The sequence below is a fragment of the Anaeromicrobium sp. genome, assembly GCF_025210435.1.
Classification (GTDB): Bacteria; Bacillota; Clostridia; order Peptostreptococcales; family Thermotaleaceae; genus Anaeromicrobium.
Map to the genome: position 1 here is coordinate 1 of NZ_JAOART010000139.1, position 23,239 is coordinate 23,239.

The 23,239-nt window shown below is 30.5% G+C and carries 24 protein-coding genes and 1 other annotated feature; of the genes, 5 read left to right on the forward strand and 19 right to left on the reverse strand.

The window, feature by feature from the left end; all coding sequences use genetic code 11:
- Window positions 1-249 precede the first annotated feature (249 nt).
- On the reverse strand, window positions 250-1,476 hold the full coding sequence (locus tag N4A57_RS16870; RefSeq protein WP_293659235.1) for an MFS transporter: 1,227 nt from the start codon (window positions 1,474-1,476) through the stop codon (window positions 250-252).
- Between the two features lie 323 nt (window positions 1,477-1,799).
- Here N4A57_RS16870 and N4A57_RS16875 point away from each other — a divergent pair, with 323 nt between their 5' ends.
- Window positions 1,800-2,969: an MFS transporter gene (locus tag N4A57_RS16875; protein WP_293659236.1), complete on the forward strand. Its 1,170-nt coding sequence runs from the start codon at window positions 1,800-1,802 to the stop codon at window positions 2,967-2,969.
- A 51-nt stretch (window positions 2,970-3,020) separates the two neighbouring features.
- On the opposite strand, the gene N4A57_RS16880 is transcribed toward N4A57_RS16875, so the two are convergent.
- From N4A57_RS16880 to N4A57_RS16890, 3 genes are all read right to left on the reverse strand, one after another.
- A complete protein-coding gene (locus N4A57_RS16880) occupies window positions 3,021-4,847 on the reverse strand; it encodes a sensor domain-containing diguanylate cyclase (protein ID WP_293659237.1) in 1,827 nt (608 codons plus the stop codon).
- A 318-nt stretch (window positions 4,848-5,165) separates the two neighbouring features.
- Window positions 5,166-5,651 carry a flavodoxin domain-containing protein gene (locus N4A57_RS16885; RefSeq protein WP_293659238.1) on the reverse strand — a complete coding sequence of 162 codons (486 nt, stop codon included), beginning with the start codon at window positions 5,649-5,651 and terminating at the stop codon, window positions 5,166-5,168.
- A 98-nt stretch (window positions 5,652-5,749) separates the two neighbouring features.
- The gene (locus tag N4A57_RS16890) at window positions 5,750-7,123 is read right to left on the reverse strand and encodes a sodium-dependent transporter (RefSeq protein WP_293659239.1); all 1,374 of its coding nucleotides are present in this window, start codon (window positions 7,121-7,123) and stop codon (window positions 5,750-5,752) included.
- A gap of 121 nt (window positions 7,124-7,244) precedes the next feature.
- Window positions 7,245-7,523: a binding site (T-box leader), on the reverse strand.
- Between the two features lie 173 nt (window positions 7,524-7,696).
- Between N4A57_RS16890 and N4A57_RS16895 the strand changes: the two genes are divergently transcribed.
- Window positions 7,697-8,623 carry a DMT family transporter gene (locus N4A57_RS16895; RefSeq protein WP_293659240.1) on the forward strand — a complete coding sequence of 309 codons (927 nt, stop codon included), beginning with the start codon at window positions 7,697-7,699 and terminating at the stop codon, window positions 8,621-8,623.
- 7 nt (window positions 8,624-8,630) lie between these two features.
- Here N4A57_RS16895 and N4A57_RS16900 read toward each other — a convergent pair whose 3' ends face one another.
- The 5 genes from N4A57_RS16900 to N4A57_RS16920 all read right to left on the reverse strand — a co-directional run bounded on the left by N4A57_RS16900 (window position 8,631) and on the right by N4A57_RS16920 (window position 12,569).
- Window positions 8,631-9,902, reverse strand: coding sequence for a DNA recombination protein RmuC (locus N4A57_RS16900; protein WP_293659241.1), 1,272 nt, complete (start codon window positions 9,900-9,902; stop codon window positions 8,631-8,633).
- 105 nt (window positions 9,903-10,007) lie between these two features.
- On the reverse strand, window positions 10,008-10,685 hold the full coding sequence (locus N4A57_RS16905) for a M48 family metallopeptidase (protein ID WP_293659242.1): 678 nt from the start codon (window positions 10,683-10,685) through the stop codon (window positions 10,008-10,010).
- Window positions 10,669-11,202, reverse strand: a complete 534-nt coding sequence (locus tag N4A57_RS16910; protein ID WP_293659243.1) for an NUDIX hydrolase — start codon at window positions 11,200-11,202, stop codon at window positions 10,669-10,671. Before N4A57_RS16910 ends, N4A57_RS16905 begins: the two co-directional genes overlap by 17 nt.
- Before the next feature lie 91 nt (window positions 11,203-11,293).
- Entirely contained in the window at window positions 11,294-11,869 is a 576-nt protein-coding gene (pduL, locus tag N4A57_RS16915; RefSeq protein ID WP_293659244.1) for a phosphate propanoyltransferase, read from the reverse strand.
- A gap of 121 nt (window positions 11,870-11,990) precedes the next feature.
- A complete protein-coding gene (locus N4A57_RS16920) occupies window positions 11,991-12,569 on the reverse strand; it encodes a flavodoxin family protein (RefSeq protein WP_293659245.1) in 579 nt (192 codons plus the stop codon).
- Between the two features lie 135 nt (window positions 12,570-12,704).
- Here N4A57_RS16920 and N4A57_RS16925 point away from each other — a divergent pair, with 135 nt between their 5' ends.
- The gene (locus N4A57_RS16925; protein ID WP_293659246.1) at window positions 12,705-13,193 is read left to right on the forward strand and encodes a hypothetical protein; all 489 of its coding nucleotides are present in this window, start codon (window positions 12,705-12,707) and stop codon (window positions 13,191-13,193) included.
- A gap of 110 nt (window positions 13,194-13,303) precedes the next feature.
- On the opposite strand, the gene N4A57_RS16930 is transcribed toward N4A57_RS16925, so the two are convergent.
- The 3 genes from N4A57_RS16930 to N4A57_RS16940 form a co-directional block, all read right to left on the reverse strand.
- Window positions 13,304-13,471, reverse strand: a complete 168-nt coding sequence (locus tag N4A57_RS16930) for a hypothetical protein (protein ID WP_293659248.1) — start codon at window positions 13,469-13,471, stop codon at window positions 13,304-13,306.
- Window positions 13,472-13,555: 84 nt separating this feature from the next.
- Complete coding sequence (gene hpt, locus N4A57_RS16935; protein WP_293659249.1) at window positions 13,556-14,095, reverse strand: hypoxanthine phosphoribosyltransferase; 540 nt, start codon at window positions 14,093-14,095, stop codon at window positions 13,556-13,558.
- 63 nt (window positions 14,096-14,158) lie between these two features.
- Entirely contained in the window at window positions 14,159-14,500 is a 342-nt protein-coding gene (locus tag N4A57_RS16940; RefSeq protein WP_293659250.1) for a YkvA family protein, read from the reverse strand.
- A gap of 99 nt (window positions 14,501-14,599) precedes the next feature.
- Here N4A57_RS16940 and N4A57_RS16945 point away from each other — a divergent pair, with 99 nt between their 5' ends.
- Complete coding sequence (locus N4A57_RS16945; protein ID WP_293659252.1) at window positions 14,600-15,061, forward strand: hypothetical protein; 462 nt, start codon at window positions 14,600-14,602, stop codon at window positions 15,059-15,061.
- An 83-nt stretch (window positions 15,062-15,144) separates the two neighbouring features.
- Complete coding sequence (locus N4A57_RS16950; protein WP_293659254.1) at window positions 15,145-16,041, forward strand: selenium metabolism-associated LysR family transcriptional regulator; 897 nt, start codon at window positions 15,145-15,147, stop codon at window positions 16,039-16,041.
- 16 nt (window positions 16,042-16,057) lie between these two features.
- Here N4A57_RS16950 and N4A57_RS16955 read toward each other — a convergent pair whose 3' ends face one another.
- From N4A57_RS16955 to N4A57_RS16985, 7 genes are all read right to left on the reverse strand, one after another.
- A complete protein-coding gene (locus N4A57_RS16955) occupies window positions 16,058-17,458 on the reverse strand; it encodes an aminopeptidase (RefSeq protein WP_293659256.1) in 1,401 nt (466 codons plus the stop codon).
- Between the two features lie 14 nt (window positions 17,459-17,472).
- Window positions 17,473-18,120, reverse strand: coding sequence for a response regulator (locus tag N4A57_RS16960; protein ID WP_293659257.1), 648 nt, complete (start codon window positions 18,118-18,120; stop codon window positions 17,473-17,475).
- Complete coding sequence (locus N4A57_RS16965; RefSeq protein ID WP_293659258.1) at window positions 18,110-19,291, reverse strand: sensor histidine kinase; 1,182 nt, start codon at window positions 19,289-19,291, stop codon at window positions 18,110-18,112. Before N4A57_RS16965 ends, N4A57_RS16960 begins: the two co-directional genes overlap by 11 nt.
- 282 nt (window positions 19,292-19,573) lie before the next feature.
- Window positions 19,574-20,044, reverse strand: a complete 471-nt coding sequence (locus N4A57_RS16970; RefSeq protein WP_293659259.1) for a hypothetical protein — start codon at window positions 20,042-20,044, stop codon at window positions 19,574-19,576.
- Window positions 20,045-20,182: 138 nt separating this feature from the next.
- Window positions 20,183-20,641: a chemotaxis protein CheW gene (locus N4A57_RS16975; RefSeq protein WP_293659261.1), complete on the reverse strand. Its 459-nt coding sequence runs from the start codon at window positions 20,639-20,641 to the stop codon at window positions 20,183-20,185.
- 125 nt (window positions 20,642-20,766) lie between these two features.
- Window positions 20,767-20,937, reverse strand: a complete 171-nt coding sequence (locus tag N4A57_RS16980; protein ID WP_293659263.1) for a DUF896 domain-containing protein — start codon at window positions 20,935-20,937, stop codon at window positions 20,767-20,769.
- A 64-nt stretch (window positions 20,938-21,001) separates the two neighbouring features.
- Window positions 21,002-22,927, reverse strand: a complete 1,926-nt coding sequence (locus N4A57_RS16985; RefSeq protein ID WP_293659265.1) for a YgiQ family radical SAM protein — start codon at window positions 22,925-22,927, stop codon at window positions 21,002-21,004.
- Window positions 22,928-23,239: the final 312 nt, after the last annotated feature.

Below are 23,239 nucleotides of genomic sequence, written 5' to 3' on the forward strand. Positions count from 1 at the left end.
AAAATCTTTGGAACCCTGGAACGTCACAACATCCTATGCTACTCCAACATGACTCATGAACCTATATACGAAGATTCACACTTTCGCTTGTGACAAGGACTTGGGTGGAAAAGATTTTCAATATATTTTCCTGAAATAGGCCCGCATAAAGCAAGTTTATACACCAGAAATCTATAGTCAGATTAATCCCTAATCTGGCTGATTTATTTTTTTAACGTGCCTTATGTAGGTAAAAATTCCCATCACAATTTAAACAGATTCAACCCTTTTATTGTCATTTACTTTAGTGGCCACATAGAGGTTTACTAAAGAAAGGGATGCTGCTAAAAAGAATATATATTGTGGTCCCCATAGACTCCATACAATTCCTCCTAAATAAGCACAGGTAATGGAAACTATATGATCTATACTAAGTCCTAATGAAAGGGTTGGCGTAATATGTGATGGTTTAACTACTATAGATTTTAAATATATGGTTCTTATCATACCCATTTGGGTAGACATTCTGTCTACTATAAAAAGAATATATGCACCTATTACTGGAATTCCCACAGTGGCTAATGATCCTGATGCAAAGCCAGCACTAAGTAATCCATAGACTAAATAAACAAATATGAACGATAGGGCATCTGCATAAAGTAATTTTTTAATTCCAAATCTATCAATCCACCTACCTAGGGCAGGAATAAAAAATATTCCTATAAAGGACCCTATTATACTTAAAACTGCTAATGTATCAGCCCTTTTATTTAATATATCAATCAAAACCCAGGGGCCATACACAATCATTATTTGTTTTTGAACACCCCACATGACTACTAGTGTGTAGTAATACTTGTATTCTCTCCTAAAAACAAAATTTATTTTCTTAGAACTTTTTATGGATTTCCCTATTAGTCTTTCTAAAAAGAATAATAGAATAAAAACTAATACTAAAATAGACGCTGATATGATAAATATCCATTTGATTTTAGTTGTAAAACTAAAAATACCTGTTCTAAATCCTATGAAAACCAATATACTAGATATCATAGTGAAAGAAGTTGTAACTCCCTTGTATTGACCCATTCTTTTACCAATGTTTTCATCCTTAATTAAGGACATGCCTATACTGTCTTGAACAGGCATAAACATATGCATTCCCGATGAATTTATAAATATGAAGATTAACATAATTACAAAGGGTGGTGTAATAAAACCTAATGCTCCTATACCTATAATACTCAATATTTGAGCCACCATGGCAATACGAATGTCAGAAAATGATGATAACAGGGCCACAACAAATATAACTAATACGCCAGGTAATTCCCTTGGAACTTCAATCAGACCACGTTGGTATGGCGTAATATGATAGGCCTCCTTAAAATAATTAGATATTACATTGTGACTAAATCCCAAAGCAAGGGCTGAAAGTGCAATAATGCTAAAGTAAAGAAATTGAATTTTATCTATCCTCTCAAGTTTTTTAAACATTTCCTTATGTCCTCTCTATCTTTATTTACCTCTAAGGCATATGAAAGAAATAAATTAGTCATTTCACTGGTTATTTGAATTATTTTCTTCGTTATGGAATCGCTCACATATATTTAATATGATCGCTTACCATGCCTTGAAAATGATCCAAATTCCTCAGGGAACTGACTAGTTTATTTCTTTCATATGCCTAAAGATACTAGTTTATTAGGTTATTGTCAAACTATATGTGAAAATATTTTCAAATTTCCTATTGATACTACCTATTTATTGGAATATAATGTAACACGTGTAAAGAATATATAAATTACGAGGTGCTCATTTTGAACAAAAAAATAATATATTTAACTATAGCTATGTTTTTCATGTCCATACTTGCTAATACGGCTCACCCTGTGACTCCGGAACTTGTAGTAAGCCTTAATATGTCTTCTTTAATGTATGGCATCATGTTTGCTGCCATGTCTGTTGCTAGTTTTATCATGTCACCCATTTGGGGAAGTTTATCAGATAGATATGAATCTAGGAAATTGTTTTTGTGCCTTCCTTCTATAGGCTATGCCCTTGCTCAAATAGGTTTCGGGTTTTCCACATCTCCCCTGTTGATTATCCTTTTTAGAATTATGGGTGGTACCTTTGCTTGTTCTATATTTACCGTATCTATTGCTTATATAGTAGATGAGACAACTAGTGAAAGACGTAGTGAAGCCATATCCGTTTATACTGCCATAACTAGATTTGGCATATCCTTGGGCTATCTCATAGGAGGTTATATTGGTGCGAAGGACTATCACTATGCCTTTATTCTTCAATCCAGTGGTCTTCTTCTACACGCTCTACTAGTTTACTTTCTTTTACCTGAAAGTAATATGGAAACCAAAAGAACTGAAGAAAAAAATAAATTTTTCACATTAAATTTTAATATTAATTTTAAAGAATACATGACAAGATCTCTAGGAATACTACTTTTTTTAGTCTTATTAACATCCTTTTCCTATGTGGCATACAACACAGGAATAAACTATTTCTTAAAAAAACACTTGAGTCTAAATCCTCTACAGATAGGTTACTATATGGCCTTTATGGGTATTATAGGAATTATTGCAAATGTTTATATGACTCCTAGAATATCTAAAAAATATGGGGAAAAAAAATCTCTAAAATATGTTCTATTAATTACAGGGGTAACCCTTATACTATTGTCTACCTTTGATGATTTTTTATCATTAAAATCAATAGTTCTTTTAGTTGTATTCTTATTTTTCTTATCCATGTATAGGCCTTTACTTCAAACATTAATATCAAGGGCTAGTAAAAGGGACCACGGAAAAATAATGGGACTTCAAAACTCTGCCAATTCAGTAGGTATGGTTGGTGGTTCTTTATTTGCTGGAGCTTTATTAGACCTATTTCCTGTAATGTTGTTTGTAGTAGCTGGAGTAGTATTTATTCTTTCATATTTAATAATTTTAATTAGTTATAAGGAAATTTAGATACAAAAAGCTGGAGAATATTAATATTCTCCAGCTTTTTGTATCTAAATTTTATTTTTCTATTCTATTTCTTCCATCTTCCTTAGCCCTATATAAATTCTTATCAGCCCTATTGATAAACTCCATTAGAGATTCCCCCCCATATTGGGCTACTCCCCCACTAATTGTAATACGTATATTCATTTTACCTATGGACAAATTACTTATGACTTTTCTAATTCTTTCAGCTATCTTAAAAGCATCTTCCACATGGGTTTTTGGTAAAACAATCATAAATTCTTCTCCTCCATATCTACCAAGTATATCTATTTCCCTTATGGCATTTTTTAGACAATTTGACAGGATAATTAATGTTTCATCTCCATATACATGTCCATAATTATCATTAACTCTTTTAAAATGATCAATATCCAGTATCATTATTGATAGACTTTCATTATTTTTCTTTGCTCTCTTCATACTCTCTTCTAATGTTTCTATTAAATATCTCCTATTAAAAATACTAGTAAGTTCATCAGTATTACTTAGTAATTCTAATTTTTTGGTTCTTTCTTCTACAATCTCTTCAAGGTTCATATTCATATATTCCAGTTCTTCTTGCTTATCTGATAATTGAATAAAATATTCCCTTAATTGGCTAGACATTTCATTAAAAGACCTAGTTAATTCTCCTAGGGCATCCCTTCTATATGTGTCTATTTGTACTCCCCAATTATTGTTCTTAATTTCTCCTACCCTATAGTTAAGTGTTTTTATAGGTTTTACTATCCAGTTTGATACATATATACCTAATAATAATGTGATAAATAATACTACCCCAAATATGATTTTAAAATTTGTGAATAATGATTCCACATCTCCCCAAAAGTCCCTTTTAGGAATAGCTATTAAAATATACCAGACTACCTTATCCTTATGAGAGTATTCACTTATATTATAATAATAGTCATCTCCCAATATGGTCGATTGTTTCCTTATACTCTTCATTTGTTTATTTCCCATATCCATCTCTTTAGTAAATATTTTATATCCTTCTCTAATAACTATGTTACTACTATTTTCAATGGATAACCTCTCTTCTTCTCTATTTTCATATATAAAAGGGGGTTCATCCGTTGACGTTGCCACTACTAAACCATTTGGTTCAAATAAATATACCATTCCATTCTCACTAATCCTAAGATTTTCTAAAAAACTAGATATTTGGGATAACAAAATATCTGTACCAAATACCCCTAACTTTTCCCCATTACTAGATGTAAGGGGGTATGATGTACTTATTCCTAAAATAGGTTCTTGCGCTCCAGAATAAACTTCTGTCCAATAGGGATCACCTTTATCCTTTGCCTCTTTATACCAAGATCTTATCCTTGGATCAAAGTCCCTTATGGACTTAATATATTTCATTTTATTTCCATTTTCATCTACTTCATGAACTTTAAAATCTCCCTGCTTCATCCCTTCTGTAAAGGACATTCTATAGGTTCCTTTGTGTATACCAGATGAAACTATTCCTCCTTTTTCGTTAGCAAAATAAACATAGTCAACAGTAGGATGACTCAATGCTTCTTTTAAGAACACCTTTCCTAGATTAACTTCATCTTTTATATCCAGTTGTCCATTTTGGGATAAAGTAGCATTTAAAGTATTTATATATTCGGGTATTTCGAAATAGTTGTCTAATTCTTTTCGTATTTGGTTTTCTATTTGTATTTGATTGTTTGTCACAATATTCTCAGAATACTTGTATACAAATTGAGAAACCTGTATATAAATTATGGAAGCAGCAAAAATTACTACTGCTATTATGGGTATTACTATTATCTGTCTTAATGAGAACTTATTTATCATTCTTAAATGTAATGGTAATCTATCCATATTCTCAGCCCCTTCAAAAATTCTAGTCTAATAAAAATACAATAGGTCATACCCATTCTTTCACTTGAAAAGATCCCTGTATTTCAGCTTATCTTTCTATGAATCTATATTTTAAGTCAAATTTCCACATTATTCTTCTATTATCGTCCTATTTTTAGCTATATATTAATTTTACCCTTTATCCCTTCTAATTTCAAATAGAAAGGATATGGAGGGTGAAAGAAATTATGAATATATGGAATATATACCCTATAAAATTTTTCATAAAAATAAAACTCAGCCTTTTGCTGAGTTTTATCATCTAACTTCCTAATTTTATTAGTTCATTATTCTTTTAATATATTCACCGTATTCTACTATCTCTTTTAAATCATAATTATCCATATTGCTTAAACACATTTCATTTATTTTAGTAAAATTTTTCATCCTATAATAATCTAATTTATTTAAATTATTGACTATTATCTTTCCACCTATGGCCTTTGTATGAATAATATTTTTATTAAGCATATTTGATATTTTCTTCATATATAAATGTTTATTTTTTAAAGACATACATGTACAAAACACCATGATATCCTTAGTTTTTAACCAAAGTATATTGTCTTCTATATACCTATATATTTTTTCATCTAAATCATCATAATATACGGGAGCTCCTATTATAACTAAGTCATAATCCCTATTATTATTAAATTCACTTGCCTTGCATATATGGACCTTTTTAATCATATAAGATAGGTTCTTTGCAATATCTTTAGTAGTACCGTATCTGCTCTCATAAATAATAAGGGCACTTTTCAAATTCACCACCTGCAATCCTTTTATTTCTTATTATAGTTTGCTTATACTAAGAAATATCTATGCAGATTAATCCCATTCTATTCTAATTTATGGACCTTTTACATAATTGAAGTTATTACTTCTTTAAAAGAGTTAAATAATACTATGGATACTGCTGGCGGAACTATGAACTTAATTAAAAACTTCCAGATAGGTGCTAGTTTAAATTTAATACCATTTCTTTCAATTTCTTCTATGGCCTTATCAGCTCCCCATACCCAACCTACAAATATGGATAAAAGTAAACCACCTGATGTAAGTAAAATATTTGATGTTAACTTGTCATAAAAATCAAAGAAATTTAAATTTCCAAGTATAGTCAAGTCACTCCAAGGTCCCATTGAAAGGGTAGCTGGTACTCCCATCATAAATATTACTATGGCTATTATTATAGAGCTTTTTATCCTATCTCCATTCTTTTCATCCACAAAATAAGATACACAAACTTCTAACATGGAAATTGAAGATGTTAAAGCTGCAAATAATACTAATATGAAGAACAAAATACAAAACACATTCCCAAATGCCATGTTTGAAAATACAGCTGGCAGTGTTACAAACATAAGACCTGGTCCTGCTGAAGCCTCAAAGCCTAGGGCAAATACGGCAGGTAATGTGGCTAATCCTGCAAGAATTGCTACAATAGTGTCTAACATAGGTATTGATGTTCCTGCCTCTAATAGGTTAGATTCTCTATCAAAATAACTTCCATAAGTAACCATAACTCCCATACCTATACTAAGGGAGAAAAATACCTGCCCTAATGCATTTACTATTACACTCATATTTATCTTAGAGAAATCAGGTACTAATAAAAATTTAATTCCTTCATATGCTCCTTCTAAAGTAAGGGCTCTAATAGCTATTATAACCATTATTACAAATAGGGCTGGCATCATTATTTTACTTGCCCTTTCTATTCCTGAACTAATTCCCTTTAAAACAATTAATAGGGTTAATAATAAAAATAATCCCTGGTAAGCCACACTTATTCCTGGTGACGTTATAAATCCACCAAATATTTTACCTAATACTTGAGGATCCTTTGATGAAAGGCCACCTGTTAGGGCCTTTATTACATAGTATATTACCCATCCACCTACTGTACTGTACATTGCCAATATGAAAAATCCACAAATAACTCCTAAACCACCTACAAAAGCCCATTTCTTCTTAATACTTCTATATGCACCTACTGCTGATAATTGTGTTTTTCTTCCTAGTGTTATGGCTGCAAGCATTAGAGGAAATCCTATTGTTATTAAGAATAGAAAGTATATCATAACAAAGGCACCACCACCATTAGCTCCCGCACTATAGGGGAATTTCCACAAATTACCTAACCCTACAGCTGATCCTGCAGCTGCAAGTATAAACCCTAATTTAGATCCCCACTTATCTCTCTTCTGATTTTTTCCATTAATTGAATCCATAATAACCCTCCTAAATCTCTGCTCTTTAATGTTTTTAAATAGTTATTATGTCATGACATTTTTTTAACCGGTTATGAATCTTAGCTAGCTATTTAAGAAATTAAAAAAGCCTCGCCTCCTATATAGAGGCGAAGCTTGACTTCACGGTACCACTCTAATTAATTCTAAAATACATAATATGCATATAGAATAATCTCATTTTCTAGTCTGCTAAAATTAGATACATTTTAGCTAAACTATAGTCTTAATAAGGGAGACAACCCTTTGCACCTACTTGAATTACTTTTAGTGCAACAGCTCTAGAGTGAACATACACATTGTCTTATAACATTGGGCTCTCACCTTTCCCCAATTCTCTGGAATCACAGTGTCAATGTCTTCTCTCCGTCATGGCCTTTTCCATATTAATTTCTTCTCTGTAATTCTAGCACTAAATTTTTTTTGTGTCAACATGTTTTTTTAAGATTTATTCTCAATATATAAAATTTTTAATCATACCCTTCTATTGAAAATAAACATGATATGATGTACAATCTACATCATATCATGTTTATTATGAGAGGATTGAGTATTATGTCTAAAAAAAATATATTACCTTACTTTTGTGCAATAATTGTCTTTTCTATCTGGGGCCTTTCCTTTATATTTACTAAGCAGGCCATAGTCAGTGTTGACGTGTATCACTTCCTAGGTCTTAGGTTTGGTACGGCAGCCCTTGTTCTTTTAGTTCTTAAGTTATTAAATATTATTAAACTTAATTATACAAAGGAAGACCTGTATAAATTATTAATTCTTTCTACAGTTCAGCCTCTTGCATATTTTATTCTTGAAATCAATGCATTAAAGGTAAATACCACGTCAGAAGTTGGAATTATGATGTCTTTAATCCCTGTATTTGTGGCTATTTTAGCTCCTATTTTCTTAGATGAAAAACCTTCTAGATCCCAATTTGCTTTCATATTAATATCCGTATCCGGTGTTATTTTTATGATAGTAATGAAGGGATTAACTCTACAAATCAATTTATATGGTATGTTAATTTTACTTTTAGCAGTTATTAGTGGCTCTTTTTATAATATATTAGCTAGGAAGTTTTCTTCCCATTGTACACCTGTTGAAATTACCTTTGTGATGATGTGGCTAGGAGCCATAGTTTTCAATGGCATATCCATATATAAGCATATTAGTCTTGGTAATCTTAATGAGTATTTTTTGCCATTACAGGATATACATATTCTTGTATCTGTCCTTTATCTGGGCATTTTAGCTTCAATAGTTGCTTTTTTCCTGTTTAATTATAATCTTAGTAAGCTAAGTGCCTCTAATGTGGCCGTATTTACAAACTTTACAACTGTAGTTTCCATATTGGCAGGAGTTTTTATATACAAAGAGCCCTTTTATTGGTATCAAGTTTTAGGAACTATTTTAATATTAATTGGAGTTGCAGGAACTAATTATTTTGGAGCTAAGGGTCAATTAAAAATAGAAGAGGAAAGATAAGAGATTCTTATCTTTCCTCTTCTATTTTTATAGTATCTTCTAATTCTACCTTTGATATGGAATCAAATCTCTTTCCTATTTTATCCGTAGTCGTGTGAATTTCCTTCACATCCTTGTGTACCGTATCAATATGCTTTGATAAATTATCCCATCGCCTTTTGTACCTATCAAATTCCTTTCCTAGGTTATTTAATTCCCTTTGAATAATATGAGCATATTTTTCCCTTTCAGCATTCCTCATAACCACTTGTAGGGTAGTAAGTACAGCCATTAGGGTAGTAGGTGATGCAATCCATATACATTTCTTTTGAGAATACTCTATAATGTCCATATGATAGGCATTTATTTCTGCAAAAATAGCTTCAGCTGGTAGAAACATAATAGCCTGATTTGCTGTTTCTTCTTCTATTATGTATTTATCTGCTATATCATCTATATGCTTTTTAACATTTATTTTAAAGTCCTTAGTGGCATTTTCCCTTTCCTTTATGTCTAAACTTTTATCCATCATTCTCTTATAATTTTCTAAGGGAAATTTTGAATCTATGGCTATATTTCCCATAGGTTCTGGCCCAAATAATATGGCATCCACAATAGTATTATTCCTTAATTTATGCTGAATTTTAAAAACCCTATCATTAACTTCTCCAAATACAGAATAAAGTATTTGATTTAGCTGAATCTCTCCAAATATTCCCCTACTCTTTTTATCTGTGAGTACATCCTGTAGTGACACTATTTCTCCAGATAGACTATCTATTTTCTTTTGGGCCTCATCAATTTTTGATAGTCTTTCTAATATGCTGTTAAAGGTATTTGTGGTCTTTTCAAATCCTTCTTTTAATTTATCTTCAACCTTTTCATTTATTCGCTCTAATCTATTTTCCACCGTATTATTCAATTTCATAAAATCTTCATTTAGATCTTTTTTCATATCATCCTTAAAATTTATAAAATCCTTATTCAGTTGATTCTTAAGTAGTCCAAAATTTTCTACTAAAGTTGTGGTACTACTGGCCATATCCTTATTCAATCTTAATTCTAATTGGGCAAAACGATCTATTATTCCCTCTGATAGTTTCATCATACTTTCCTTAACTGATCCTCTAGTTTTAATTTCTACAGAATCAGGTATCCTATTACTTGTCATTTCAATCTTTATTAATTGTTCTTCTATTTTAGATAATTTCCCCTTTGAATTAACATCCTTAAATTTCAGTAAGATTAAAATTTGAAAAATAATTATAACCACAAATGATATTATAAAAATAATCTCCATAGCTTCCTCCCTTTTCATGTGTTTTCCTTCTTATATTCTACCCTTATAAAAAATTTATTTCAAATAAAAAGATAGAGATTCTTTGTCCCTATCCATGTAAATAAACTATATTATCATATATGTTTCAATTTCCTTCAGTTGTTTTTCATATTCTTTATAATCAGGTAGTATTTTTCCCACTAAACTCCAAAATTCTTTTGAGTGATTAAGGTGTACTAGATGGCACATTTCATGTATAATAACGTAATCTATAACTCTCCTAGGAGCCATGGCTAACCTTAAATTAAAGTTCAAATTTCCTTTGCTACTACAACTACCCCATCTAGTTTTTACATCCTTTATTCGTATATGCCCGGGAAATAGTTTCAATTTGTGGCTAAAATCATTTATTCTAGTCTCAACATATCTTTTAGTGTGATACCTATACCATTCTTTTAATAAAAATTTAATTCTTTCTTGATTTTTATCCTTTCCATTAACTATGATAGTTTTGTCCTTTATATATACTCTCTCTTTTTCATTAGTTATTATCTTAACTGAAAATTCTTCTCCGAAAAATAATAGTTTTGTATTCTCCTGTGATATACTTTTAATATATCTTTTTAATAAAAATTTTTCATATATCCATTTTTCATTTTTATCTATGAACTTAAAAATATGATTCATACTAGTTTTTTCAGGGGCAGTAACCCTTATGTGATTTTTATCTACTATTTCTAACTTTAAAGTTTTTCTGTTTCTGAAAAATATACTTACTTTCAGATCCTTATATTTTAGTATCAACCCTTTTCCCCTTTAAATAAAAATAAGACATAATAGTTTTACTATCTACTATCCTTTCATCCTTAATGAAATTTTCAATATCCCCCATGGTTATCCACCTTGTTCCTGTCACATCATCATTTTCTATTTTTTTATCTTCTCCTATAATATCTAGTTGAATCTCATAAATATGCATAGTACTACTACTAAATCCTACTATAGGTTTATAAGTAATACATTCCTTTATCTTTTCTATAGGCACATGTATTCCTGCCTCTTCTATTAATTCTTCCCTCATTATCTCTTCCCTTGATTTATTTTCCTTATCAATACATCCAGCAGGTATCTCTAAGGTCTTAGACAAAAGGGCTGGTCTAAATTGTTCCACCAATAGTATTTTCCCATCCTGATCCTTCACTATGGCAGCCACTGCATCGTGATTTTTTAAGTATTCATACCATCTGTCCCCAACCATTACCTTAAATAGCTTCATCCAGCCTGAATAAAGGACTTTCATATCTTTGAATTTTTTTTCCATCATTCCACTTCCTTTAAGTTTATAGGATATTTTTACATAAACTAAAAGCTATGAATTTTTTTCATAGCCTTTAGTTTATGTAATTTACTTATTATTTAATTATTTCTAATTCTTGCCCGTTCTTAATTCCTGCAGCATTACCTTCTTCTATATCCACATGGAATTCTAATTTAAATTCTTCATGTACTCTTGCTAATACATTTTCAAATATTAAGCCTCTTTTACCTTCAACCTTTACTTTTACTAAATCTCTATCTGAAATCCCCATAGCTTCTGCATCTGAAGTATGCATGTGAATGTGTCTTGCTGCAGCTATAATTCCCTTATCTATAGTTACTTCACCCTTTGGTCCTACAATTTTAGCCCCTGGACTTCCTTCTATATCTCCTGAATCTCTTACAGGCGGCTTAACACCTAGTGCAAATCCATCTGCTAAAGATATTTCAATTTGTGTATCTTTTCTAACAGGACCTAAAACTCTAACACCCTTTATAGTCCCCTTAGGACCTACTATATCGATTTTTTCTGCAGCTGCATATTGTCCCGGTTGAGCTAGATCTTTAAACTTAGTAAGCTCATATCCTTCACCAAATAATGCTTCCACATCTCTTTTACTTAAATGAATGTGTCTGTTAGATAATCCTACTGGTACATAAAACTTTGACATTTTTTCTCCACCTCTTATTAAATTTGTATGTATACAAAATACCCTTATATATTATATACCTACTATGACAAAATTTCAATTTTCTTTGTAAAATAGATTGTAGAATAATTGATTTTTTTTCCTATACTAATTGATCTACAATTTCTTTCCCCCTATTATATGCAACACGGCCTACTTCTTCTCTCTTTTTTGTGTTTTTTTCATCAGTATTATCAATTAGCACATCATAGGTATACTCCGCATTTACAGCCTTAAAAAACAAATCAGCCACCAGGGTAGCTCCTTTAAATTGATGGTCATTAGCCTTCGAACCTGCAGTACATACAAATATTCCTTTTCTCTTTTTATTTCTATCAATAGAAGATTTTTTTAATAAATATTTACTACACCAAAAGGCCTCACATCTATCAATCATAGTTTTAGTAATACTACTTACAGAATTAAAATATAAGGGACTTCCTAATACAACAATATGTGCTTCGTCTAATTTAGGGTACAATAATTTCATATCATCATCTATACTGCAATAACCTGTTTCAGCACAGGCCTTACAATCTATACAATGTTTTATATTCATATTTCTTAAAAAAACCTTTTCCACCTGCACATTCCTTTCTTTCATTCCATCTATTATACAATCTAAAACAAAATCTGTATTCATGGATTTCCTAGGACTGCCTAATACAACTAGTGCTTTCATTTTATCCCTCCTTGTATGGCAATTTTAATTATATACAAATTTCAATATATTTACAAAGGCTAGAGTTTTTTTCCTTCCTCAAGGGCTATAAATTTCCATATTTATGGATATACTAGAAACTATAGGAGGATTTCTATGAAGATTAGCGATTTAACTGACCTTGAACAAAATAAAATATCTAATTATACTAAAAAGCATATTAGAAAATATTTCAAGGGACTAAAAAATGGTTCTTTAAAATACGATTCCTTTATTAATACTTTATTTTCTTGCGAAGAGTGGCAATCTTATGGGAAACTAATATTTCAGGATGTGGAGTTTAAGCAATCTATTTATTCTTTTATAGAAAATACTATGGATATCTATGATTATACTAAGGAAAATTACTTCTACAATTCCATTTCCAATACTCATATTCTTTCCAGTAATTCAAAAAAAATCATGTCTCTTAAGGAAAAAAAAATATTTATGAAAATGCTTAAAGAAAATGGCTATACCCTTATTATTCCCATACGCTTCTTAACCGAAAGGGAATGTGAGTTTTTAGAAGGATATATATTAAATAATTGCCCCATTCCCCTTGGCTGGCAAAGGGTTTTAAATTACATAAAAAAGAGCACCTAAAATGCTCCCTTTTACTCTAGTCCCCATTTGCCTTTTTTCATATGCCTTAATATTTCTTATAAAATAAAGATGTAATCCTAGGATCACACCTTTACTTATTTTAGGCATATTTAAGCCATAGCTCTTTCTAATTTGTCTAAATGTTGAAGGGGAAACATCCTTAGAAGTTCTTTAAACTCTTCTACCGTTAATCCCTTTGTAGTTGTATATATTCTTATTTTCTCATCCACATCAGCTGCTTTAAATTGTTGTTTTACTTGTTCAAAATTTGAGTTCATATTTACCCTCCTAATACTACTTATTCATTAATAGTATAGGTTTTATAGAGTTTTTTATTCTTTCACTGGAAATTTTCTATTAAATTATTTTTCGTATACTCGTCTATCTAATATGCCAATGTAGGGTAAGTTTCTAAATTTTTCTGCATAATCGATACCATATCCAACAATAAACTCATCTGGAATATTAAAGCCCTTATAATCTACTGTCATATTAATAGTTCTTCTTTCTGGCTTATCTAATAGGGTACATATTTTTAAACTATTAGGCTTTCTCGATAATAAGTTTTCACAAATATAGTGTAATGTCAGGCCTGAATCTATTATGTCCTCTACTATTATTACATTTTTATTTTCTATACTATTATCTAAATCCTTTAAAATTTTCACTACTCCCGAACTTTGTGTAGAATGTCCATAACTAGATACTGCCATAAAATCTATACTAACAGGTAATTGTATTTGACGCATTAAGTCAGCCATAAACATATTAGCACCCTTTAATACACCCACTAGCAAGACCTCTTGCCCTTGGTAATCTTCTGTTATTTTATCTGCTATTTCCTTTACTTTATTTTTTATTTTTTCTTCACTATATAAAACTTCTCTAATATTATTATCCATGTTATCCACCTCTTTTTTTGTCTAAGGAAATTATATCACAGTTTTTACTTTGTGTATATTTTTTTATTTTTCTTTTTGATTGTTCGTGTTTTCCTTATCAAAAACCTCATATTCCACATCTTTAATTAAATTTTTATCTTCATATCTTTTCTTATTATTTCTTTCAATTGGATATTTATCTAACTTTTCCCCTATGGTACTTAATAGAAATAAAATAACTACCATATCATCAATAATGCCTATGCCTAATACAGGATCTGCTATAATATCTGCAGGATTTATTAAATATAAAAAGGAAAATAATATTAGAATTTTATCAAAAATACTTGTACTAGGATTTTTCAAGTGGGCATAAGTAGCTTTTATTCTTCTATAGTTTCTAATTACCCAAGATAAGCCTTTCATATTTCATTCCTCCTTAAAATCTTCAAAAGATAATAATCATATTATAATTTATAATATCATATATTCTATTATCACATACTAAAATAGGAGGGGGATATTATGGATTTTATCCCTAAAGAAAAACTCATTAGAAAAATCATACCTATCCACGAAAGACTAAATGCCGTTAATTTTTTAAATTTGTCAAAAAAATTTTCTACTTTATGTGGTTCTACCTGTACATGCAAGCTATTTACAGACTCAAAAAAAAATCAATGGACCTTTAAATACTTTAGCAATAATACTATAGATATATCCATAAGGTTTTGCCATGACAATCTTAGTACAACCCCCTACGTTTATATTGATACCTTCTATGTTAACTCTTCTGATAAGGATAGTCCTATTGAAGATACAATATTAAAATTAATTGTTTCAAATGTGAAAAATTTGGATTTTCATAATATAGTATTAAGAATTAATAGTGAAGATATGGTTCCACTATTTTTACACAATAATTTTAAAAGATCTTCTTTCAATGAATTAAGTATGTCCTTAAAAACAAGGTTTATACCATTTTAGTAATGGGTCTTTAGGAAAATCCTTCTAAAGGCTTATTTTATATGATAAAATTAAATATAAACACTAGTATTGGAGGTAATTCTATGGACTTTAAACACGTGGAAACATTCGTGACAATTGCCAGATTGAAAAGTTTTTCTAAAGCTGCAGATTTCTTGTTTTTGACTCAACCTACTATTAGTAATCATATTCAAAACCTTGAAAATGCATTAGGGACTACACTTATTAATAGATATAGTAAAAATATCACCCTCACCCAAGCCGGAGAGACTTTCTTAGCCTATGCAATAGAAATACTAAATAAAAAAGAAGAAGCTCTGTCTTCTTTAAAGTCTTTAGGAAATAATATTTCTGGAACTTTAGAATTAGTATGTAGCTCTATTCCAGAACAATATATTTTACCATTTCTAATAAGTTCATTTAGTAAAAATTATCCCAATGTAATATTTAAAGTAATGCACTACGATTCCCAAAGGGTCGTAAGTGATATTTTATCTGGCCTTATAGATTTTGGATTTGTAGGGGATAAGGTCTCTAATCCTAGTCTAGAATATATACAAATAGCTGAAGATGATTTAGTTGTAATAGCTCCTAATATTCCTAAATATGAAAATATTTCTACTATGAGCATACAGGATTTATTATCAGAAAGAATTATTATAAGGGAGAAGGGATCTGGAACTAGGAATTTTTTCGAAAATATATTAAAAAAGAGGAATATAAAAATTGAAGATTTAAATGTGATAGCTCATATAGAAAATATTCAAGCCATAAAAGAATGTGTTAAGTATAATCTAGGCCTTTCCATTGTTTCAAGTAGATCCATAGAAACAGAACTAAAATACGGTGAGATAAAAAGAATATACCTTGAAGATAATAATCTTACTAGAAAATTTCACTTCGTATATCATAAATCTAAATTTCTGTCTCCTACAGCTCAAAAATTTAAAGAATTCATATTAAAAAACAGCATGGATTAAAATCCATGCTGTTTTTTTATGCCTTCAAAAAGGCCTTATATGCTTTATATGCCATATAGATATCCATCTTGCTAGCAAGTTCCACAGGAGCATGCATACTTAAAAGTGGTACTCCACAATCTATAACTTCTGCTCCATAATTGGCTAATATGTAGGCTATGGTTCCGCCCCCACCTTGATCTACCTTTCCAAGTTCTCCTATTTGCCATACTATATTATTTTCATCAAATAATTTACTTACTTGGTGTATAAATTCTGCACTTGCATCATTTGATCCAGATTTTCCCCTTGCACCAGTATATTTACATACTAATACACCCTTTCCAAGGTATGCCACATTTCTTTTATCTACCACATCTGGATAGTTAGGATCAAAGGCACAACCCACATCGGCAGATAATACTTTTGAATTTCCAAAACTTTTTCTAATTTTAATATCTATTAGTTTATCATCCTCTAATGCCACTAATTCTCCTATGATATTTTCAAAGAATTTGGACTGCATTCCCGTATTACCCATGCTTCCTACTTCTTCTTTGTCTACAAACAAGGCCACTGCCATATTAGTTGGATTTTCAACCTCTAATATGGATCTCAAAGATGTATATGCACATACTCTATCATCTTGTCCATAGGAACCTATAATAGATCTATCTAGACCTACTTCCCTAGCTTCTATAGCCGGTACTACTTCTATTTCTGCCGTTAAAAAATCCTTTTCTTCAATATTGTACTTTTCTTTCAATATTTTAAGGGTGTTGTACTTTATAGGATCTTTCATATCCTTCTCATTAAAGGGAATACTTCCTATTATAATGTTTAGCCCTTCCCCTGTGATAGCTTCTGCCAATTTTTTCTCATTTTGATTCTTAGATAGATGTGGTAATAAATCTGATATGTAAAATACAGGGTCATCCTTATCTTCACCTATATTTATTTCTATTTTTTCTCCACTATTTTTTATTACAATACCATGTAAACTCAGTGGTATGGAAGTCCATTGATATTTTTTAATACCTCCATAATAGTGGGTCTTTAAAAGAGCCATGTTTCCATCTTCATATAAGGGATATTGTTTTAAATCTAGTCTTGGAGAATCTATATGGGAGGCCACTATATTCATTCCCTTTTCTAAAGGGTTCTTTCCCATGACCATAAGTACTGCAGATTTTTCCTTATAATTTACATAAATTTTACTTCCCTTTACTAGTTTTTTTCTTTTACTTAAAAACTCATCTATATGTACAAATCCATTTTCCTCTGCAGACTTTATAATTGCCTTTACACATTCCCTTTCAGTTTTACCATTATTAAGGAACTCCATATAATTTTTGTTTAATCCTTCAAGTTTCTCTTTTTCCCTTTCATCAATACACTTCCAACCATTTTTAAATTCAAATCCTAAGTCTAGTGTCAACGAAACCACTCCCTTTATATTGGCTTTATGTTATTCTTATATGCGTAGATTGCAGCCTGAGTTCTATCATTTACCTCTAATTTCTTAAATATATTAGATACATGATTCTTGACAGTTTTTTCACTAATAAATAAATCCTTTGCGATCTCCTTATTATTCTTACCATCTGCTATTAATTCTAAAACCTCGTATTCTCTTCTTGTTAATTTATTTTTCTTGTTTTCCTCATATTTTTTATCATTTTCTTTAAAATGAATAACCTTAGATAGGGAAGGGTGAACATAATTATATCCCTTAGCCACATCTCTTATGGCCTTTACTAATATGTCAGATTCCGTATCTTTAATCATATATCCAGAAGCACCCATATTCATTGTTTGAAATAAATATTCCCTCTCTTCATGAAATGTAAGCATTATTACTTTAGAATCAATTCCCATATCCTTTAATCTTCTTAGGGCTTGAATACCATTCATCTTAGGCATATTAATGTCTAATAATACCACATCTGGCTTTAATTTTTGAACCTTTGATACAGCATCTTCTCCATCAACAGCTAAACCAATAACATTCATATCATCTTCTAGTTCAATAATTTGCTTTAATCCTTCACGCATAAGGGCATGGTCATCTGCTATTAAAATACTGGTTTTAGTTTTCATTAAATGGATCACACTCCTTTTTTATTGGTACACAAACTCTTATACTCGTTCCAATTCCTACACTACTACGTATATTAAATTTGCCCTTTAATAGTTCTACTCTCTCTTGCATTATAAAAAGTCCAAAGCCTCCATCTTTCTTAAGTTTATTAGATTCAAGCTTTTCCTTCATATTAAATCCATCTCCATCATCAGTAATTATTAAATTAATTAATCTGTCTGTAAATTCAATTTTAACTACTGCATTTTGAGCATTAGAATGTTTTCTTATATTATTTAAAGCCTCTTGTACTATCCTAAAAACTACTAATTGAACAGTTGAGTTTACTTCTATAGTATTACCCATATATATAAAATCCAAATCAATAGGAGAATCCTGCTTATATTTTAATATGAACTGCTCTAGAGTTGGAACTAGACCTAAATCGTCTAATGCCATGGGTCTTAGATCATATATTATTTTTCTAATATCCTTTAGTGAATCCCTAACTATGCCTTTTAAATTATTTATCTCACCCTTAGCCCTTTCACCGTCCCTGTCCATAAGTTTATTACATAACTCTGCTTTTAAAACAGCATTTGCCATAGATTGAGCAGGTCCATCATGAATTTCTCTAGCTATTCTCTGTCTCTCATCCTCCTGAGCCTTTATGACCTTTACAGCTATTGCTTGTCTATATTCTACATCTTCTAAGTGTTCAACTACATCTTGTAAATTGTCTGTTAAACATGACATGGCTAATCCCACTTTCGATATTAATTCTTCTGCCTTATGGGCAATTTCCTTTGTAGCCTTTAACCTTTGTTCTAAGCTAGTTCTCTCTTGTATAAGTTCTTGTTCTTCTTTCCTCTTGATATGAATCTTTACCTGTAGATTTTTAGCTTCTTCATAGGTTACCTTTATTTCATCTTCTGTGTGTTCTTTAAAGTTTTTACTCACATGTAGTAGTTTTCTTCTACTGTTTTTCTCAGCAATTTCTATTTCATCCACTTCTTTTATTACTTTAACTGCCCTATGCTTTACCTCTTCTAATTGATTTTCAATATTTTTACATTCGGTTCTTACAGATTCTGCTATGTCAAAAATTTTATTTCTTCCATCATCAATAGAACCTATTGTCTGTTTAACTATTTGATTCATCTTCTTTGTGTTAAAACTAGTTACATCCATACAAGCACCTCTATTTTGCTCTTTTAGACAAATATTCTATAAATTATATTTTATCATATATACCTTAGTGATTTGTGGTTATTTTATAAAGGAATTGTGCTTTTATTTATAATATGGTCATATTGGCATAGGACCTATGTAGGAGATTTTGCTTTTTCATAGAATTATACTTTAAATTATTCCCTTTTGTCCATTTAATCTGGTCTATTATGGAATTGAATATGGGAAGTATAAGGCATATTCTTTATAAAACAAATAACAGAAATGGATAAACCACTTCTGTTATTCATTAATTTTGTAATCACTTATTTTCCATTGTGAATTTTCTTTTTTAAGTAAGATTTCATATTCTATATTCTCCATATATGTGCCTTTTTTTCCTTCTATTGTCCATATGGCACATACTATTGCTCTTATTGCATCTTCTTTTCTATCTATTTTTTTTATTTCTTTTATTTTTACATGGTTTACTTTATCCATATCTGTAGGATTTTTTGTCAATTGAATAAATGCATTTACATCATACTCCAATAGTGGATTTGTAACATATTTTTTTAGTTCTTCCACCCAGTTTGGCTTGTCCACACTAGGATCATATACCTTATTCCAAACTTCTAACCTAGCCTTTAACAAAGATTCTATCAATACCTGTTCTTCTGAATTACAATCTATGGCCTTTGCATTAATAGTATTATTGTTTAACTGGACAATAATGGCAATAATAACTAAAAAAAACAATAAAGCCTTTTTCATACACATCCCCCCATAACTTGTATCTTACTAGGAATTATACACTATATATGGGCGATTTTTTAGCTTATACTGTTGTCAAATCACATTTCTTCTCAACATTTAATACTATATATTTTTTTAATAATATTAAAAAATACATTATTCACTTCTTATTTCTCCTATTTTTGCTTTTTCATCTTCTGTTAATATAAATTTCAAGTCTAATAGTATAACTATATTGTTCTCTAATTTTCCAACACCCATAATATATTTTTTCTCAATTCCTGCCACTAACTCTGGGGCTGGTTCAATATTTTCTTCACTTATTCTCATAACTTGAGAAGCTTCATCTACCATAAAGCCCACTTGTCTATCTTCCATGTTTATTACTATAACCCTTGTCTCATTAGTAACTTTAGTATTTCCAGTCTTTAATCGTTTTTGTAAGTTCACAATGGGAACAATTTCACCCCTTAGATTAATAATTCCTTCAATAAAATCTAGAGTATTTGGAACCTTTACTGTTTCCTTATACTCTATTATTTCTTTTACATTCATTATATCTACACCATAGGATTCATTATCTAACTTAAATATTACATATTGTTTTTCCGCCATATTCCTACCTCCATTGACATTTTTTAATTTACTTTAATTCTATTCTACAAATTTTTCCTTTTTCCTCCTATAAAATAAAAAAGTATTGACAAGAAAATATAATCAATACTTTTTAATAAAGGGTTTTAATCTACTATTTCAATATTTTCTAATTGTTGTCTAAAGTTCTTTTTAAAAGCCTTAATATATTCTTCTCTCAATTTCTTTTGTTCTATCTTTTCATCATTCGTTAAACCTTCACCTTTAGACTTCTTTGCTAAAAAATTAATTCTATCTATCATTTCTTTAGTTATCATCATTTTTCCTCCCTAGCCTCTACTTACTTATATAAGTCTACTAAAATCCTTATTATAAATCAAATTATCTTTTTTTCTTTTTTCTTCCTTGATTTTTTTCGTATCTAGTGTTTTTTTCCTTCTTATTCCTACTTCTTTCATTTTGCCTTTTATTCCCCTGTTTATACCTATTTCCCTTATATGATTTTCTATCTTCCCTTGGCCTAATTAAGCATTTTGGCCCATGACCTATTAAGTCTAGTCTACCGGCTTTTTCTAGGGCTTCTTTAACTAATTCATAATTTTTAGGATTTCTATATTGTAACAATGCCCTTTGCATTGCCTTTTCCCTTCTATCCTTAGGAACATATACCTTTTTCATGTTTCTTGGATCAAAGCCCGTGTAGAACATACAAGTAGATAGGGTTCCTGGAGTTGGATAAAAATCTTGTACCTGTTCAGGCTGATATTTCATATCCCTTAAATATTCAGCCATTTCTATTGCCGCCTTTAGGTCACTACCAGGATGGGATGACATTAAATATGGAACTAAAAACTGTTTTTTCCCTAATTTATCGTTTATTTTATAATATTTATCTACAAACTTATCATACACATTTCGCCCTGGCTTACCCATTAATTTTAATACCCTTGGAGATATGTGTTCCGGTGCCACCTTTAACTGTCCGCTTACATGATGTTCACATAATTCCTTTAAGAATTTATCCTTTTTATCAGCCATTATATAGTCATATCTAAGACCTGATCTTACAAAGACTTTTTTGATTCCCTCAAGGCTCCTTAATTTTCTAAGTAGTTCTAAATATTCATCATGATCCACTTTTAAATTATTACAAGGCTTTGGAAATAGACATTGTTTGTTTTTACAAGTACCATGTTTCTTCTGCTTTTCACAGGCCCTATGTCTAAAATTAGCCGTAGGCCCACCCACATCATGTATATATCCTTTAAAATCTTTGTCACTTATAATACTTTTAGCTTCTTCTATTATGGACTCTTGACTTCTAGGTTGAATTACTCTACCTTGATGAAATGTAAGGGCACAGAAGGAACAACTTCCAAAACAGCCCCTTTCACTTATAAGGCTAAATTTAACTTCCTTAATAGCTGGTATACCACCATCCTTTTCATATATGGGATGATATGTTCTCATGTATGGATAGCTAAATACCTTGTCTAAATTTTCCTGGTCAAGGGGGTCAGTAGGTGGATTTTGGACAATATATTCATCCTTATGCTTTTGTACTATAGTCTTACCCCTTATATTATCCTGCTCTTCATATTGAACATTAAATGCCTGTGCATACTTTATTTTATCTTCAAAAACATCCTCAAAGGCTGGAATTTTTACATAGTCATATACATTTTCTAAAGTATCAGCCTTATATACAGTTCCCCTTATATGATTAATATGTTTTATATTTACTCCACTACTTAAATATTCCGCCAGTTCTAATACTTGATTTTCTCCCATTCCATATATTAACAAATCCGCCTCACTATCATAAAGGATTGATCTTCTTACCTTGTCATCCCAATAATCATAATGGGCAAATCTTCTTAAACTAGCTTCTATTCCACCTAATATTATAGGAACCTTTTTATATGCCCTCTTTACCATGTTAGTATATACAATAGTGGCTCTATCAGGCCTTAACCCCATTTTACCACCTGGAGAATATAGGTCCTTGTCCCTTCTTTTTTTACTCACACTATAGTGATTAACCATAGAATCTATATTACCAGCTGTAACTAAAAATCCGAGACGAGGCTTTCCTAATTTCTTAAAGTCATCCACCTTTCTCCAATCGGGCTGAGCTATTATACCAACCTTATATCCAGCTCCCTCTAATGTTCTACCAATTACGGGGCCACCAAAACTAGGATGATCCACATAAGCATCTCCCGTAACTATTATAAAGTCTAAGTAATCCCAACCCCTTTTTTTCATATCTTCTTTACTTATAGGTAAAAATTCATTTTCTATCATAATTCACACTCTTTCGCAGTTTATGTAAATATAGATAAACAACCTTACAACTTAATTAAGTTATAGATTTATCAACCCAAGCCTTCTCTATACAATAACTTGCCTACGAAGGAAAATATAAAGCAAATTTTCACATGAGAAATCTGTATAGATTTCGTAGTAATAAATTAATTTTATACAGTAACTTGCCTATAAGGGAAAATATATTGAAAATCTTTGGAACCCTGGAACGTCACAACATCCTATGCTACTCCAACATGACACATGAACCTATATACGAAGATTCACACTTTCGCTTGTGACAAGGACTTG